Annotated in this window: 15 protein-coding genes; 5 read left to right on the top strand and 10 right to left on the bottom strand. The window is 72.7% G+C overall.

The annotated features are described in order from the left end of the window. Nucleotides 1–44: 44 nt before the first annotated feature. From cofG to DVK05_RS13125, 6 genes are all read right to left on the bottom strand, one after another. On the bottom strand, nt 45–1,208 hold the full coding sequence (cofG, locus tag DVK05_RS13150) for a 7,8-didemethyl-8-hydroxy-5-deazariboflavin synthase subunit CofG (protein ID WP_121563975.1): 1,164 nt from the start codon (nt 1,206–1,208) through the stop codon (nt 45–47). A 141-nt stretch (nt 1,209–1,349) separates the two neighbouring features. Next, complete coding sequence (gene cofC, locus DVK05_RS13145) at nt 1,350–2,006, bottom strand: 2-phospho-L-lactate guanylyltransferase (protein ID WP_121563973.1); 657 nt, start codon at nt 2,004–2,006, stop codon at nt 1,350–1,352. Between the two features lie 17 nt (nt 2,007–2,023). Next, nucleotides 2,024–3,202 (bottom strand): tubulin/FtsZ family protein, encoded by a 1,179-nt coding sequence (locus DVK05_RS13140; protein WP_173230323.1) that lies wholly within the window; start codon nt 3,200–3,202, stop codon nt 2,024–2,026. Between the two features lie 109 nt (nt 3,203–3,311). Beyond that, nucleotides 3,312–4,208 (bottom strand): complex I NDUFA9 subunit family protein, encoded by an 897-nt coding sequence (locus tag DVK05_RS13135; protein ID WP_121563971.1) that lies wholly within the window; start codon nt 4,206–4,208, stop codon nt 3,312–3,314. 117 nt (nt 4,209–4,325) lie between these two features. Continuing rightward, entirely contained in the window at nt 4,326–5,189 is an 864-nt protein-coding gene (locus DVK05_RS13130; protein ID WP_121563969.1) for a universal stress protein, read from the bottom strand. Nucleotides 5,190–5,288: 99 nt separating this feature from the next. Next, nucleotides 5,289–6,677 carry a hemolysin family protein gene (locus DVK05_RS13125; RefSeq protein WP_121563967.1) on the bottom strand — a complete coding sequence of 463 codons (1,389 nt, stop codon included), beginning with the start codon at nt 6,675–6,677 and terminating at the stop codon, nt 5,289–5,291. Between the two features lie 167 nt (nt 6,678–6,844). Here DVK05_RS13125 and tmk point away from each other — a divergent pair, with 167 nt between their 5' ends. Further along, a complete protein-coding gene (gene tmk, locus DVK05_RS13120) occupies nt 6,845–7,438 on the top strand; it encodes a dTMP kinase (protein WP_121563965.1) in 594 nt (197 codons plus the stop codon). 34 nt (nt 7,439–7,472) lie between these two features. Here tmk and DVK05_RS13115 read toward each other — a convergent pair whose 3' ends face one another. Beyond that, the gene (locus DVK05_RS13115) at nt 7,473–7,796 is read right to left on the bottom strand and encodes a hypothetical protein (protein ID WP_121563963.1); all 324 of its coding nucleotides are present in this window, start codon (nt 7,794–7,796) and stop codon (nt 7,473–7,475) included. Between the two features lie 39 nt (nt 7,797–7,835). After that, the gene (locus DVK05_RS13110) at nt 7,836–8,390 is read right to left on the bottom strand and encodes a DUF5813 family protein (RefSeq protein ID WP_121563961.1); all 555 of its coding nucleotides are present in this window, start codon (nt 8,388–8,390) and stop codon (nt 7,836–7,838) included. A gap of 151 nt (nt 8,391–8,541) precedes the next feature. Here DVK05_RS13110 and DVK05_RS13105 point away from each other — a divergent pair, with 151 nt between their 5' ends. Next, nucleotides 8,542–9,846, top strand: coding sequence for a carboxylate--amine ligase (locus DVK05_RS13105; RefSeq protein ID WP_121563959.1), 1,305 nt, complete (start codon nt 8,542–8,544; stop codon nt 9,844–9,846). Between the two features lie 22 nt (nt 9,847–9,868). On the opposite strand, the gene DVK05_RS13100 is transcribed toward DVK05_RS13105, so the two are convergent. Continuing rightward, complete coding sequence (locus tag DVK05_RS13100) at nt 9,869–11,131, bottom strand: MFS transporter (protein ID WP_121563957.1); 1,263 nt, start codon at nt 11,129–11,131, stop codon at nt 9,869–9,871. A gap of 160 nt (nt 11,132–11,291) precedes the next feature. Between DVK05_RS13100 and pyrF the strand changes: the two genes are divergently transcribed. Then, entirely contained in the window at nt 11,292–12,122 is an 831-nt protein-coding gene (pyrF, locus tag DVK05_RS13095) for an orotidine-5'-phosphate decarboxylase (RefSeq protein WP_121563955.1), read from the top strand. Between the two features lie 45 nt (nt 12,123–12,167). Here pyrF and DVK05_RS17395 read toward each other — a convergent pair whose 3' ends face one another. Then, nucleotides 12,168–12,308 (bottom strand): hypothetical protein, encoded by a 141-nt coding sequence (locus DVK05_RS17395; RefSeq protein WP_173230315.1) that lies wholly within the window; start codon nt 12,306–12,308, stop codon nt 12,168–12,170. A 50-nt stretch (nt 12,309–12,358) separates the two neighbouring features. Between DVK05_RS17395 and trmY the strand changes: the two genes are divergently transcribed. Continuing rightward, entirely contained in the window at nt 12,359–12,973 is a 615-nt protein-coding gene (gene trmY / locus DVK05_RS13090; RefSeq protein WP_121563953.1) for a tRNA (pseudouridine(54)-N(1))-methyltransferase TrmY, read from the top strand. Further along, on the top strand, nt 12,954–13,334 hold the full coding sequence (locus DVK05_RS13085) for a CHY zinc finger protein (RefSeq protein WP_199712332.1): 381 nt from the start codon (nt 12,954–12,956) through the stop codon (nt 13,332–13,334). Before trmY ends, DVK05_RS13085 begins: the two co-directional genes overlap by 20 nt. The last annotated feature ends 30 nt before the right edge of the window (nt 13,335–13,364 follow it).

Raw genomic sequence — 13,364 nt, 5'->3', positions numbered from 1 at the left:
GTTTACGTCCGGCCGGCGAGGGCGACCGCCCGGCCGGCGGCCCGTCAGTCGCTCCGCACCGCGAGCGGCCCGTCGCCGCGGGCGACCGCGCGCAGCCGCCGGCCGTGGACGCCGTCGTCGGCCATCCGCTCGCGAACCGCCGGGGGGATCCACGCCGCGCGACCGTCGGGGTCCGGGGCGGGGTCGACGCCCGGCGGCCGGAGGTCGTCGGGAAGGTACCGGGCGTACGTCGGGAGGCGCTCGCGGAGCGGCACGCCGCCGGCGTCCGCCACGGCCTCGAGCCCGCGGAGGTCGGGCCACTCGTACGCCGGGTTGATGTAGTCGTCCGTCACCGGCGAGACGCCGCCGAGGTCGTCGATCCCGCAGTCGACGAGCTCCGCCGCCGGCGAGAGGTTCGGCGGAACCTGAACGGAGACCTCGGGCGGTAGCGCCGCGCGCGCCATCGCCACGACGCGGCGCATCACGTCGCGGTCGGGCTTCGAGAAGTCGGAGCGCTCGTTGGGCACGACGTTCTGGACGATCACCTCCTGGACGTGGCCGAACCGCTCGTGGAGGTCGCGGATCGCGAGCAGGCTCTCGGCGCGGTCGCGCCAGTCCTCGCCGATGCCGACGAGGATGCCGGTCGTGAACGGGACACCCTGCCGGCCGGCGGCGCGGATCGTGTTGAGCCGCTGGCCGGGCGTCTTTCGGCGGCCCCCGGCGTGCGCGTCGACGTCCGCGGTCGTCTCCAGCATGACGCCCATCGACGCGTTCACCTCGCGGAGGTCCGCGAACTGCGCCTCGGTCAGGTCGCCCGGGTTCGAGTGGGGGAGCAGCCCCTCCTCCAAGGCGATCTCGCAGGCCCGGTAGAGGTACTCGTGGATGGAGTCGAACCCCCACTCGGCGAGCGTCTCGTGGATCTCGGTGTACCGGTCGTCCGGGTCGTCGCCGAACGTGAACAGCGCCTCCGTACAGCCCGCGTCGGCGCCGACGCGGCACTGCTCGCGCACCTCCGCGGGCGACAGCAGCGACGCCTCGCCGGGCACGTCGTAGTAGGTACAGTACGTACAGGTGTACCGGCACGCCGTCGTGAGCGGGATGAAGACGTTGCGCGCGAACGTCAACTGGTCGGCGGCCTCGACGTCGTCCGGGCCGACCGAGAGCAGCCGCTCGACCGCCCGGTCGGCGACCGCCACGTCGACCCCGTACTCGTCGGCCCCGGCGAACACGGCCGTCACTCGCGGTCGGCGTTTAAAAAGAATCGCGGTTGCGGAACCCCCGGCGACACCGGAACCGGTTACGCCCGGCGACGGGCGGAGGGGACGACCGCGACAACGGGCGGAGGGAAAGGCTCGGGCGACCCCGGCCGGTCACTCTCGAACGACCGCGACGCGGCCCTCGGACGCGTCGAGCGCGAAGCCGGCCTCGCGGAGCCACGCCGCCGCGCGGCCCTCGCCGTGGATCAGCACCTCGGCGAGGTCGTCCGGCTCGTCGACGTCGGTCCCGAGGCGGTGGGAGTCGACCGCGGCGAACGACGCGCCGACCTCGGCCGCGATGTCGCGGTGGTCGAGGTAGGAGGCGCCGTGGTAGTCCACCCGGAACTCGGGGTGCGAGGCGACGAAGGCGTTCGTCCCGCCGCCGCGGCCCGGCGCGACCGCGACGTCGGCGTCCCGGCCCGCGGCGAACAGGCGTTCGACCGCGTCGGGGGTCGCGAGCGCGAGGTCCGCCATCACGACGGCGACCGGCTCGGGGGGGCCGTCGGCGTCGCGCTCGTCGCCGTCGGCCCCCAGCCGCGCGTCGAGCGCCGCGTTCACGGCCGCGGTCAGCGGGCGGTCGTCGACGGCGACCGGGCGGTCCACGTCGATCGCGTCGGTGGCGAGGACGTACGGCTCGCCGTCGGCGGCGGCGACGGCGTCCAGCACGTCGTCGAGCATCGCGCGGGCGAACGCCGAGCGCTCGTCGGGGGAGAGGGCGTCTGAGAGTCGCGACTTCGGGCGGTCGGTCGAGAAGGGAACGATGACCTCCATCGCGGCGGCGGGAGGTCTTAGAACAGGGATTCCAGCTCGTCGCTGTCGTCGTTGACGAGCTCGTCGAGGTTGTCGTCGCTCTCCTCGCGGATCTCGTCGAGGTTGTCCTGCGCCTCGATGGCGACCTGCTGGAGCTCCTTGATCCGCGGGACGTTCGTGACGCCCGCGAGCAGGATCACGGTCGCGACGAAGCCGGCGCCGCGGTACGGGTAGTCCCCGCCCCGGACCTCCATCGATCCGGTCTGCTCTTCGAGCCACTTGCGGCCGCGCTCGATGCCCTTCCGGTTGAGGTACTCCGGCGGGCCGGCGAGCACGAGCAGCGCGCGCTCCGCGCCCTCGATCTCACAGGGGAGCGTGAGCCGGCCGAGCGCCGCCTTCCGGACGAGGCTGGTGATCCGGTTGGTGGTGTGGGCGCTGTCGAGCTCCTCGTCGTTGCCGTCGTCGCGGAGCCGCGAGAGCAGGCCGCCCGAGGAGCGCTCTTCGACCTCCTCCTCCGCGTAGCCGACCGTGGAGACCCCGCCGCCGGAGAGCGTGTTGATGATCTCCGAGGAGTCGACGACGCTCTCGGCGACCTCCTGGCCCTGCTGTATCTCGCCGGCGCCGAAGAGGATGCCGAACCGCCGGACGATCTCCTCGTTGATCTCCTCGTAGCCGCCCTGGACGGACTCGCCCGTCTTCCGCCAGGCGTCGTTGTCGAACACCATCAGGTTGTCCACCTCGCGGACGAACGTCTGGAACGAGCGGGCCGCGTTGAGGGTGTAGATGCCCCCCTCGTCGCTGCCCGGCAGGATGCCGAGCCCGTAGACGGGCTCGGTGTAGATCCGCTTGAGGTGCTTCGCGAGCACCGGCGCGCCGCCGGAGCCGGTCCCGCCGCCGAGGCCGGCGACGACCAGGAAGGCGTCGACCTCGTGGACCGGGATCGAGTCGATGGCGCCCTGGACCTCGTCGATGTCCTCCTCGGCGATCTCCGCGCCCAGTTCGTTGTCCGCGCCGACGCCGTGGCCCTTCACGCGCGACTGGCCGATGAGGACGCGCTGGTCCTCGGCGATGTGTTCGAGCCCCATGAGGTCCGCCTTCGCCGTGTTGACGGCCGCGGCGGCTCGAACGATCTCGGAGCCCGTCCGCTTATCGTACTCCAAGAACTTGTCAACGACTTTACCCCCCGCCTGTCCGAATCCGATCATTGCGAGTTTCATCGTGTGCTCCCTCCGCGTTTGAACTGAACAGAACGCGATCTCGTATATAAGCCTTCGGTTGCCGTTACCAGCGTTGAGATTAGGAGATTTGACATGTTCGGTCCCCCGGTCATCGGATCCCGAGGTGTTCGCCGAGCGTCGTCAGGTCCGCCTGATCGACGCCGAACGCGCCGACGTCGTTGTCGGCGGTCGTGTTGTCGAACTTCAGCGACCGGTACTGGTCCGGCCCCATCGGGAACCCGGGCACCGCCCCGAGCACCGAGAGGCCGACCTTCGCGAGCGGCATCGGCAGCGGGACGATGGTGACGCCCTTCCGCTCCGCCTCGTAGACGAGGTCCGTCACCTGCCGGAGCGTGAGCACCTCCGGCCCGCCGATCTCGTAGGTCTCGCCCGCGTGCTCGTCGTCCGTCACCGCGGCGGCGATCATCGGCACGAGGTCCTCGACGTGGATCGGCTGGAACCGCGTCTTCCCGCCGCCCGGGAGCGGGTACAGCGGGACCCCCGGCGCGAACATCCCCTTCAGCCGCTTGGTGAAGGAGACGAACTCGCCGCCCTCGCCGAAGACGACCGAGGGGCGGAAGATCGTCCAGTCGAGGTCGCTGTCCCGGACGATCCCTTCCGCCTCGCCCTTCGCGCGGATGTAGGCGGTGTCGCCGTTCGGGTCCGCGCCGAGCGCGCTGAGCTGGACGAACCCGTCGACGCCGCCGTCCTCCGCCGCGCGGACGAGGTTCTCGGTCCCGCCGCGGTGGATCCGGTCGTGCATGCGGTTGCCGCCGTCGGGCTCGAACAGCGGCGAGAGCGCGACCAGGTTCACGACCGCGTCGTGCCCCTCGACGGCCGACGCGATGGAGTCGTAGTCGGTCACGTCGCCGCTGACGCCCGTCACGCCCTCCGGCGCCTCCTCGGGCGATCGGGAGAGCGCGGTCACGGCGTGGCCGTCGTCGGCGAGCGAGCGACAGAGGTACGACCCGATGAATCCGGTCCCCCCGGCTACCAACACTTTCATGCGAGCCACGAGGCGTGGAAGGCCCGTAAACCTACCGCGGCGTCAGACGCTCGCGGACGCCGGCGGGATCCGGGGCGGAGAGCGCCGCGGCGAGGGGGTTGACTCGGTCGACCGCGGTCACTCCTCGTCCCGGACCGGGACCGTCAGCACCGGGACGGGAGCGCTGCGGAGGGTGCGCTCGGCGACGCTGCCCAGCAGGTACCGGCCCACGCCGGTCCGCCCGTGCGTCCCCATCGCCACGAGGTCGACGCCGGGGTCGCCGACGTACGACAGGATCCCCCGGGCGGGCGAGGAGGCGACCTCGACGGCGCCGACCGCCTCCAGCCCGGCCGCCTCGACGCGCTCGACGCCCGCGGCGACCGCGTCGTCGGCGTACTCCGAGAGCACGTCGACCTCGACGTGGTCCCCGACGCCGATGCCGCCGGTGTCGACGACCGAGAGGACGTGGACCGTCGCCCCCGCCCGTTCGGCGACCGGGAGCGCGCGGTCGAGCGCGGCGGTCGCGGCCGGGCTCCCGTCGGTCGGCACCAGCACGTCCTCGTAGGGGTACGGGACGGCCTCGTCGCCCGGGCGGAGGGCCAGCACCGGCACCGGCGACCGACGGACGACGCGCTCGGTGGTGCTGCCGACGAGGCGTTCGACCCCCTGCCGCCCGCGCGTGGACATCGCGACGAGGTCGGCGTCGACCCGGTCCGCGTAGTCGACGACCGTCTCGGGGACGCCCCCCTGCTCGACGGCCGTCTCCGCGTCGACGCCGCGCTCCGCGGCGCGCGCGGCCGCCGCCTCGACGATCGACTCGCCCTCCGTCTCCAGCACGTCAACCACGTCGCCGCCGATGCGCGTCACGCTGTCGCGGGTCGTGTCCGCGACGTGGAGGACGTGGACGGTCGCGCCGTGGTCGGCGGCGATCGCCAGGACGTGGTCGAACGCCGCCGCGGCCGCGTCGCTGCCGTCGGTGGGGACGCAGATCCGGTCGAACATACCCGCCCGGTCGCGCCCGCGGGTGAAAAACGCTCGCGTCGTCGCCGCGTCGGCGTGGGGGAGGCGGGACCGCTCAGGGGGCCCGAGACCGCCGCGCCGTTACGCCGCGTCACCGTCCGGCGAGTCCCCGGCGCCCGACGACTGCCCGTCGTCGCCCTCGTCCGCCGACCCCGCCGGGTCGTCGCGCCGCGTGACGCGCACCGTCGAGATCCGCGCGCCGTCGACGGCGGTCACCTCGAAGGCGTACGCGTCCGTCTCCGCGACGTCGCCCACCTCGGGCGAGCGGCCGATCCGGTCGAGGACGAACCCGCCGAGCGTCTCGTAGCCGTCGCCGCTGAGGTCGGTGCCGAGCGCGTCGTTGACGTCGGCGAGCGCGACGGAGCCGTCGGCCTCGTGCGTCCCGTCGCCGGTCCGGCGGATGGTCCGGCGGCGCTCGGCCACGTCGAACTCGTCGCGGAGGTCGCCGACGAGCGCCTCGGCGACGTCCTCGACGGTGGCGATCCCCTCGAAGGCGCCCCACTCGTCGATCACCGCCGCCATCTGTCGGCGCTCGTCGCGGAACTGGACGAGGAGGTCGCTCGCGCTCGTCGTCTCGGGGACGACGAGTATCTCGCGCGCCAGGTCGCTCGCGGTGGCGCCGTCGTCGCCCGCCGCGGTCGCGCGCAGCACGTCCTTCGCGTCGACGAAGCCGACGACGCGGTCGGCGTCGTCCCGCTCGACGACCGGGTACCTGGTGTGGCCGGCGTCGAGGACCGTCTCGCGGACCGCCGAGAGCGACGCGTCCGCGGGCAGCGAGACCACGTCGGGGCGGGGGACCATCAGCTCGCGGGCCGCGGTGTCGTCGAGGTCGAACACGCCCTCGATCATCGCGACCTCGGACTCGTCGACGTGGCCGGCCTCGCCGGCGCGGGCCAGCACGCGGCGGATCTCCCGCTCTTCGAGCGTCTCGTCGCTCTCCGAGGCGGGCGGCACGCCGATCAGGCTCGTGAAGGCGTTCGCGGTCCCGTTGAACACCGCGATGCCGGGCGAGAAGACCAGGTACGCGAGCTTCATCGGCGGCGCGAGCAGCAGCGAGATCCGCTCCGCCTGCGCGATGGCGATGGTCTTCGGCGCCAGTTCCCCGAAGACGACGTGGAGGAACGTGATGAACGAGAAGCCGATCGCGAACGCGACGAGGTGGACCAGCCCCTCGGGCAGGAGCGGCCCGAGGACGGGCTCTATCAGCGCCGCGACCGCGGGCTCGCCGATCCACCCCAGGCCGAGCGACGCGAGCGTGATCCCGAGCTGGGTCGCCGCGAGGTAGTCGTCGAGGTTGCCCATCACCTCCTGGAGCGTCTCCGCGCCCGCCTTCCCCTCCTCGGCCAGCTGCTCGACCGATGTCGCCCGGATCCTGACGAACGCGAACTCCGAGGCGACGAAGAAGCCGTTCAACGCGACCAGCGCGAGGGCCGCCGCCACGCGCGAGACGGAGACGGCGACCGCTACCATCCGTCCCCTCCGAGCGCGCGGGCGGCCGAGGAGTCGACGACCATGGCGGTCGTTCGGGAAGGGGTCACAAAAAGGGGCGGTCGGCCTGTGGTCGAGACCGGTAAGCGGGTCCGCCCCGGGCGGTCCGGACCCGCGCCGTTTATTCCTCGCCGCGTCGGAACGCCACCATGCTGATCACGCTGGAGGGGCTCGACGGCAGCGGCAAGACGACGGTCTGGGAGGCGCTCCAGGACGTGTACCCCGACGCGACGTTCACCCGCGAGCCCACCGACAGCTGGTACGGCGAGGCGGTCGGGCGCTCGATGGGCGACCCGGACGCCGACCCGCTCGCGGAGCTGTTCCTGTACACCGCCGACCACGCGAACCACCTCTCGGAGACGGTGCGACCGGCGCTCGCGGACGGCGGCCTCGTGATCGCCGACCGGTACTCAGACTCGCGGTTCGCCTATCAGGGGGCGACGCTCGCGCGCTCGGACGCCGGGATCGAGCGGCCGCTGGAGTACGTCCGCGGGATCCACGCCGCCTTCTCGCGCCCGCCGGACGCGACGATATACCTCGACTTGGACCCGAAGACCGCGGCCGAGCGGGCGGGCCGGACCGACAAGTTCGAGCGCGACGGCTACCTCGCCGCCGTGCGCGACAACTACGAGCGGCTGATCGACGCCGACCCCGGGCGATTCCATCGCGTCGACGCGACGCGCGCACCGGAGGACGTGGTCGCTCGGGTCGAGGAGATCGTGGCCGGCTTGGTCGACCGCTGACCGCCGGGAGGGTCGCGGGCGACGGCTATCGCCGTCAGCGCGTGTCCGGCAGCTCGTAGTCGTCGGGCGACGGGACGTAGAGGTAGTCGATGGCGATCCCGAGCGCCAGCGGCAGCGCGATCAGGAGCGCCAGCAGTATCGTCGAACTCCCCACGTCGATCCCGGTTCCCACGCCGAGCGCGCCGGTGAACACGAGCGTGGAGACGAGCAGGAGCAGGGGCGTCAACACGAGCGTGTAGAGGACCGACCCCCACGACGTGGAGAGCTGAATCCGGAAGAACCGGGTCGCGACCCCGGCGAGGAACGTGTGGAACGCCACCAAGGCGAGGAGGCTGCCGAACCCGAACAGCGCGAGCATGGTCGCCGTACGGGCCGGCGACACTTCCCCCTATCGGCCTCAGACGGGACCGCCGCCGCCCTGCTGTCGCGCGGCCGAGAGCAGGTCCGAGACGGGCGCCGTGTACTCGTAGCCCGGGATGACGCCCTGAACGTACGTCCCCTCGACGAAGTCGATCAGCGCGCCCGCGTCGTCGACGCCGCGACGCTCGTTGATGTCGACGAACTCGTATGTGACCGCTATCTCGTCGCCCTCGCGCTCGACGGCGGGGTCGAACTCGCGGTCCTTCCGGGTGACGCCGCCCACGTCGACCGCGCGGCGCTCGAACGTGTCGGCCCAGCCGTCCTCGACCACGTCGGCCACCTCGTCGGCGGTGACGGCCGACAGCGTCGGCACGCGGACGGTGACCGCGAACGCGATCCGGCCCTCAGCCGCCGGCTCGGCGCGGACGCGCCCGTCGAACGCGGTGGTCGTCGAGACCCAGGCGTCGCCCTCGCGCTCGAACGAGCCGTGGTCCGCGAACGCGCGCCGGACCCGGTCTGGGAGTTCATCTGCCGGGGCGTCGGCGTCGTCGTCGACGCGCTCGGCGTCGGCGTCGTCCTCGGTTTCGGTCATAGCGATCCGGAGGCGACGCGCCCTGAAAAGCCGCTCGCGTCGCCGGCGCGAACCGCGGCCGCCGACGCGGACCCGCCCGGCTCCGTCCTCGATACGGGCACTCCGGGCCGGTACGTGGGACCCTTTTGTGCGTCCGCCGACGAGGCGGGGTATGGCAGACACGTTCCGGTCCACGGAGGGACTGATCGACGCGCTCGCGGACGCCGAGTTCGACCGGCCGCCGGCGCTCGTCAGCAACGCGCACATCACCGGGCTCGGGGTCGCTCGCGCGCTCGACACCCACGACGTGCCCGTGATCGCGCTCGACCGGGCGGGCGGCGACGCGGGAGCCGACGCCGGAACCGTCACGCACGACGGCCTCGCGCCGCCCTCGGACGCGGTCGACTTCGCCGGGGCGGTGACGTACCCGCTCGACGACCTCGACGGGTTCCGCGAGGACGTGGAGGCGATCGTCGACGCCGCGGGCACCGAAGCGGTCGCGTTCGGCTGTATGGACGAGTGGGCGCTGTCGTACGCCGAGGCCGACCCCGACGGCGTCCGGCTCCCGTTCGCCGGCAGCGAGACGCTCGACGACGTGTTGAACAAGTCGGAGCTATACGCGACCTGCGAGGCGCTCGGCGTCCCCTACCCGGAGACGTACCGGCTGGAGGAGACCGCGGCGGCGGCGACGCGCGAGCCCGACGCGACGGTCGGGGAGGCGGCCGACGCGCTCGGCTTCCCGCTGGTGGTGAAACCCGAGCTCAAGCGCGACTTCGAGGAGGCGTTCGGCACCAACGTGATCGAGGTCGCGGACCGCGGGGAGTTCGCGGACGTCGTCGCGTCCGCGAGCGAGGAGGGGATCGCCGTGATGGCCCAGAAGCGCGTCGACATCGCGACGGGTCGCGACCACTCGCTGGCCTCCTACGTCCCGCCGTCCGGGAGCGACGACGCGCTCGCCGTCGTCGGCAACGCCGCGGTCCGGTACCCGCGCAACTTCGGCACCTCCTGTCTCGTGGAGACGGCCGACGAGCCCGCCATCGAGGAGCGCGCGCTCGCCGTCCTCGACGACGCGGGGTACCACGGGATCAGCGAGTCGGAGTTCGTCTACGACGCCGACCGCGAGGAGTTCCTGCTGCTCGACGTCAACACCCGTCCGTGGAAGTGGATCTCGATGCCGGTCGCCGCGGGCGCGAACCTCCCGATGGCCGCCTACGCCGCGGTCACCGACGCGAGCTACGAGTCCGACGGCGTCGAGCCGACGCGGTGGGTGTACCTCCGCGACTACCTCTCGCTTCTGGCGGGCGACGACGCCTTCTGGGACCAGCTGTCGGCGGCCGACTGGCGCCGGCTCGTCTCCGGCGCGTTCGAGCGCGAGGGGGACCTGACGACCGGCGTGTACCGGCCTTCCGACCCGGGCCCGGCCGCGAAGCTGTTCGAGACGGAGTTCGTCGACCGCGAGTATTACTGCTCCTGTTAGCGGGCGGCGGCGAGCGAGCGCCTCAGCCGTCCGGGCGTTGGTCACCCGAGTCGTCGGCCGGCCCGCCGCCGATCGGGACCCGCCAGAGGAGGATTGCCGTCGCCCCGACGACGAGGACGCCGCCGCCGACGCCGAGCGCGAACAGCGGCGAGACGGCGTCGGAGATGACGCCGCTGCCGAGTTGGAACGGGACGACCGCGAGCCCGCTCACCATCGCCATCGCGCTGAGGACGGTGGCGCGGCCGAGCGTCTCCGCGCGGTCGTTGACGTACTGCCCGGCGAACGACCGCGTGACGTCCGACACCCCCCGAATCAGGAGGAAGGTCGGGAGCGCGAGCACCGGGACGAAGTACATCCCGAGCAGCGCGCCGCCGACGGCGAACGGGAGCGCGAGGAACCACGCCCGCAGCCCGATTCGGTCCCGTATCGCCCCCGTGTAGTAGGTGAGGACCGCGCCGACGAGGCTGTACGCCGCGTAGAACCACCCGAGGAGGGGTTCGACCCGCGACCGCGCGACCCCGAGGTCGAGGACGACGGTCTCGAACACCGGCTGGAGGAAGACGAACGCGAGGTACGTGACGGCGGCGTACAGGACGTAGTAGTACAGCAGGAACGAGCGCATCCGACGGCGCGAGAGCACCTCCCGCACGATGCCGACGGTCCGGCGGAGGGTCAGGTCGTCCGCGTCCGTCTCCTTGTACGTCTCCGGTTCGTCGAGGGTGAGGAGCACCGCGACGCCGAGGCTCGTCACGCCGGCCGCGACGAACCACGGGTACGAGAGGTCGACGCCGCCGAGGTACCCGCCGAGGACCGCCGCGACGGCGCCGACGGCCAGCGCCGCCGACTCGCCGCGCCCCCGAACGCGCGCGAACTCGTCCTCGGAGAGGTCGTCGGTGAGCGTGTCGTAGAGCCACGCGTCCTCGCTCCCGGAGCGGAAGTTGTACCCCAGCGACCAGCAGACGTACAGCCCCGCCAGCGGGAGGAACGAGTCCGACAGGCCGATGCCGAGGAGCGTCGCCGAGATGAGCGCCGTCCCGATGAGGAGGCTGTTGCGCCGCCCGACGCGGTCGCCGACGTACCCGGTCGGGATCTCGCCGAACACGGTCGTCAGGTTGTACAGCGCCTCTAAGACGGCGATCTGCGTGAACGAGAGCCCCTGCGCCAGGAAGAAGAGGTACATGATCGGCCGGTAGAACTCGACCGACTTCGTCGCCTTGTAGACGTAGTACTTGAGGATGGGTCCGGAGACCGCCGTCCGGAGCCCACCGCCCGTGCGACCGGCCATGCCTGTGGCGACCGACGAGGGGCCGACTGGTGTATCCTGTTATTACGGCGGCCCCGGGTCGGCACATACGCCGGCTCGGCCGGCGGGGACGCTCGCCCGCGGTCCTCGGGGCGCGGCCGCGGAACACAACGGTTAGTGCGCCCGCCGACGCAGGGCGCGTATGGGCTTCTTCGAGACGCTCGCGGACCGGATCGACGCGGTCGACAGCGTCGTGTCGGTCGGGCTCGACCCCGACCCGAGCCGACTCCCCGAGACCGTGACCGACGCCGACCTCCCGCGGTGGGCGTTCAACCGCCGGATCATCGACGCGACCCACGAGCACGCCGCCTGCTACAAGCCGAACGCGGCCTTCTACGAGGACCCGGACGGCTGGCGCGCGCTCCGCGAGACCGCGGCGTACGCCGAGGGGAAGGGCGTCCCGGTCCTGCTCGACGCCAAGCGCGGCGACATCGGGAACACGGCGCGGCAGTACGCCGGAATCCTCGACCACGTCGACGCGATCACGGTGAACCCGTACCTCGGCCGCGACTCGCTCCAGCCGTTCCTCGACCGCGCGGACAAGGGCGTGTTCGCGCTCTGTCGCACGTCGAACCCCGGCGGGGCCGACCTCCAGGACCTCGAACTCGCCTCCGGCGAGCCGGTCTACGAGCGCGTCGCCGCGCTCGCGGACACCTGGAACGCGAACGGCAACGTCGGGCTGGTCGTGGGCGCGACGACGCCCGACGAGCTGGAGACGGTCCGCGAGATCGTGCCCGAGATCCCGTTCCTCGTGCCCGGCGTCGGCGCGCAGGGCGGCGACGCGGAGGCCGCGGTCGAGCACGGGCTCGCGTCCCGGCCCGACCTCCCGGTCGACGTCGGGCTCGTGAACTCCTCGCGCGGCATCATCTTCGCCGGCGAGGAGTCGAGCCGCCCCGACGACGAGGCGACGTACTTCGGCGCCGCGGGCGACGCGGCCAAGCGGCTCAAGAAGCGCCTGAACCGCCACCGATAGGTCGCCGGCGGCGAGGCGTTCCGGCGGGCGTCGGCTCGGCCGGCGCTACCCCCGTCCGGCGGCACAGCCCGAGCAGGCGCGGGCGGTCTCGTCCCAGTGGTCGTCGCAGACGGCTCGCCCGCAGCGGTCGCAGGTCCGGCTCGCGGTCGCCGCCTCGCAGACCTGGCAGAGTCCGGTGAGGCTCACGGCGGCGGTTGGGTCGCACGGCTTATGAGGGTCGGGGGCGAGCCCCGGACATGCGCCAGTTCGTCGTCATCGGCCGCGACGTGCCCACCGACCCCGACGCCGTCTCGCTGTCCGACATCCCCGGGGCCGGGCGGCTCGACCTCCTCTGTCGGTGCGTGAGCGCCGGCCTCTTCCTCTCGCACGGGATCCGCGAGTCGGTCCGGGTCCACCTCGTGATCGCCGACGAGTTCACCGTCACCGTCGACGCCGACACGGTCCGCCACCTCCACCCCGACGAGCGCAACGTCGCCGCGCGGATCCGCGACGCGCTCGACGCGAAGGCGGACGCGATCGGGCACATGCCCGCGGACGTGTCGCCGGGCGTCGAGATCCGCCGGATGGGGCTGGAGGCGACGCTCGACCGGCTCGTCGGCGACGACGGGCGCGGCCCCGACGGGACGCTCGTCCAGCTCCACGAGGACGGCGACCCGCTCGTCGACGCGGAGCCCCCGGAAGAGCCCGTGTTCGTGCTCTCCGATCACCACGACTTCGCGCCCGAGGAGGCGGACGCAGTCGCCGAGCGCGCCGAGCGGCGGCTGCGCGTCGGCCCCGAACTGCTCCACGCCGACCACACCGTCACCGTGGTCCACAACTGGCTCGACACCGATGGCTACGCCGAGTACTGACCGCGAGACGACGACCGCGCCCGAGACGGACCCGCGCTTCGCGGTCCCGCTCCGCGGAATCGACGTCGGCCCCGGGACGCGCTGCGCGCACTGGGACGACCCGGTGGACGTGATCGCGCTCCGGTTCGGCTGCTGTGAGACGTACTACCCCTGTGACGCCTGCCACGACGCGGCCGCCGACCACGAGGCGGTCCCGTGGCCCCGCGACCGCTTCGACGAGCCGGCGGTGCTGTGCGGCGCCTGCCGGACGACCCTCACCGCGCGCGAGTACCTCGATGCCGACGACGACGCGTGCCCGTCGTGCGGCGCCGCGTTCAACCCGGGCTGTCGGAAGCACCGGGACCGGTACTTCGAGGTCTGACGGCTCGGACACCGCCGACGGTCGAGCAGA

The sequence above is a fragment of the Halorubrum sp. Atlit-8R genome (assembly GCF_003666025.1).
In the GTDB taxonomy this organism is placed as follows: domain Archaea; phylum Halobacteriota; class Halobacteria; order Halobacteriales; family Haloferacaceae; genus Halorubrum; species Halorubrum salinarum.
The sequence above is the reverse complement of the archived record's forward strand: the minus strand, read 5'-3'. Positions and strand labels throughout refer to the sequence as shown.

Excerpts from the sequence above, each read along its gene's own strand:
- DVK05_RS13130 (WP_121563969.1), bottom strand. The coding sequence starts at position 5,189 with ATGTTCGACCGGATCTGCGTCCCCACCGACGGCAGCGACGCGGCCGCG.
- DVK05_RS13085 (WP_199712332.1), top strand. The coding sequence starts at position 12,954 with ATGGCTACGCCGAGTACTGACCGCGAGACGACGACCGCGCCCGAGACG.
- trmY (WP_121563953.1), top strand. The coding sequence starts at position 12,359 with ATGCGCCAGTTCGTCGTCATCGGCCGCGACGTGCCCACCGACCCCGAC.
- DVK05_RS13135 (WP_121563971.1), bottom strand. The coding sequence starts at position 4,208 with ATGAAAGTGTTGGTAGCCGGGGGGACCGGATTCATCGGGTCGTACCTC.
- DVK05_RS13115 (WP_121563963.1), bottom strand. The coding sequence starts at position 7,796 with ATGCTCGCGCTGTTCGGGTTCGGCAGCCTCCTCGCCTTGGTGGCGTTC.
- DVK05_RS13105 (WP_121563959.1), top strand. The coding sequence starts at position 8,542 with ATGGCAGACACGTTCCGGTCCACGGAGGGACTGATCGACGCGCTCGCG.
- tmk (WP_121563965.1), top strand. The coding sequence starts at position 6,845 with ATGCTGATCACGCTGGAGGGGCTCGACGGCAGCGGCAAGACGACGGTC.
- DVK05_RS13125 (WP_121563967.1), bottom strand. The coding sequence starts at position 6,677 with ATGGTAGCGGTCGCCGTCTCCGTCTCGCGCGTGGCGGCGGCCCTCGCG.
- DVK05_RS13100 (WP_121563957.1), bottom strand. The coding sequence starts at position 11,131 with ATGGCCGGTCGCACGGGCGGTGGGCTCCGGACGGCGGTCTCCGGACCC.
- pyrF (WP_121563955.1), top strand. The coding sequence starts at position 11,292 with ATGGGCTTCTTCGAGACGCTCGCGGACCGGATCGACGCGGTCGACAGC.
- DVK05_RS13140 (WP_173230323.1), bottom strand. The coding sequence starts at position 3,202 with ATGAAACTCGCAATGATCGGATTCGGACAGGCGGGGGGTAAAGTCGTT.
- cofC (WP_121563973.1), bottom strand. The coding sequence starts at position 2,006 with ATGGAGGTCATCGTTCCCTTCTCGACCGACCGCCCGAAGTCGCGACTC.
- DVK05_RS13110 (WP_121563961.1), bottom strand. The coding sequence starts at position 8,390 with ATGACCGAAACCGAGGACGACGCCGACGCCGAGCGCGTCGACGACGAC.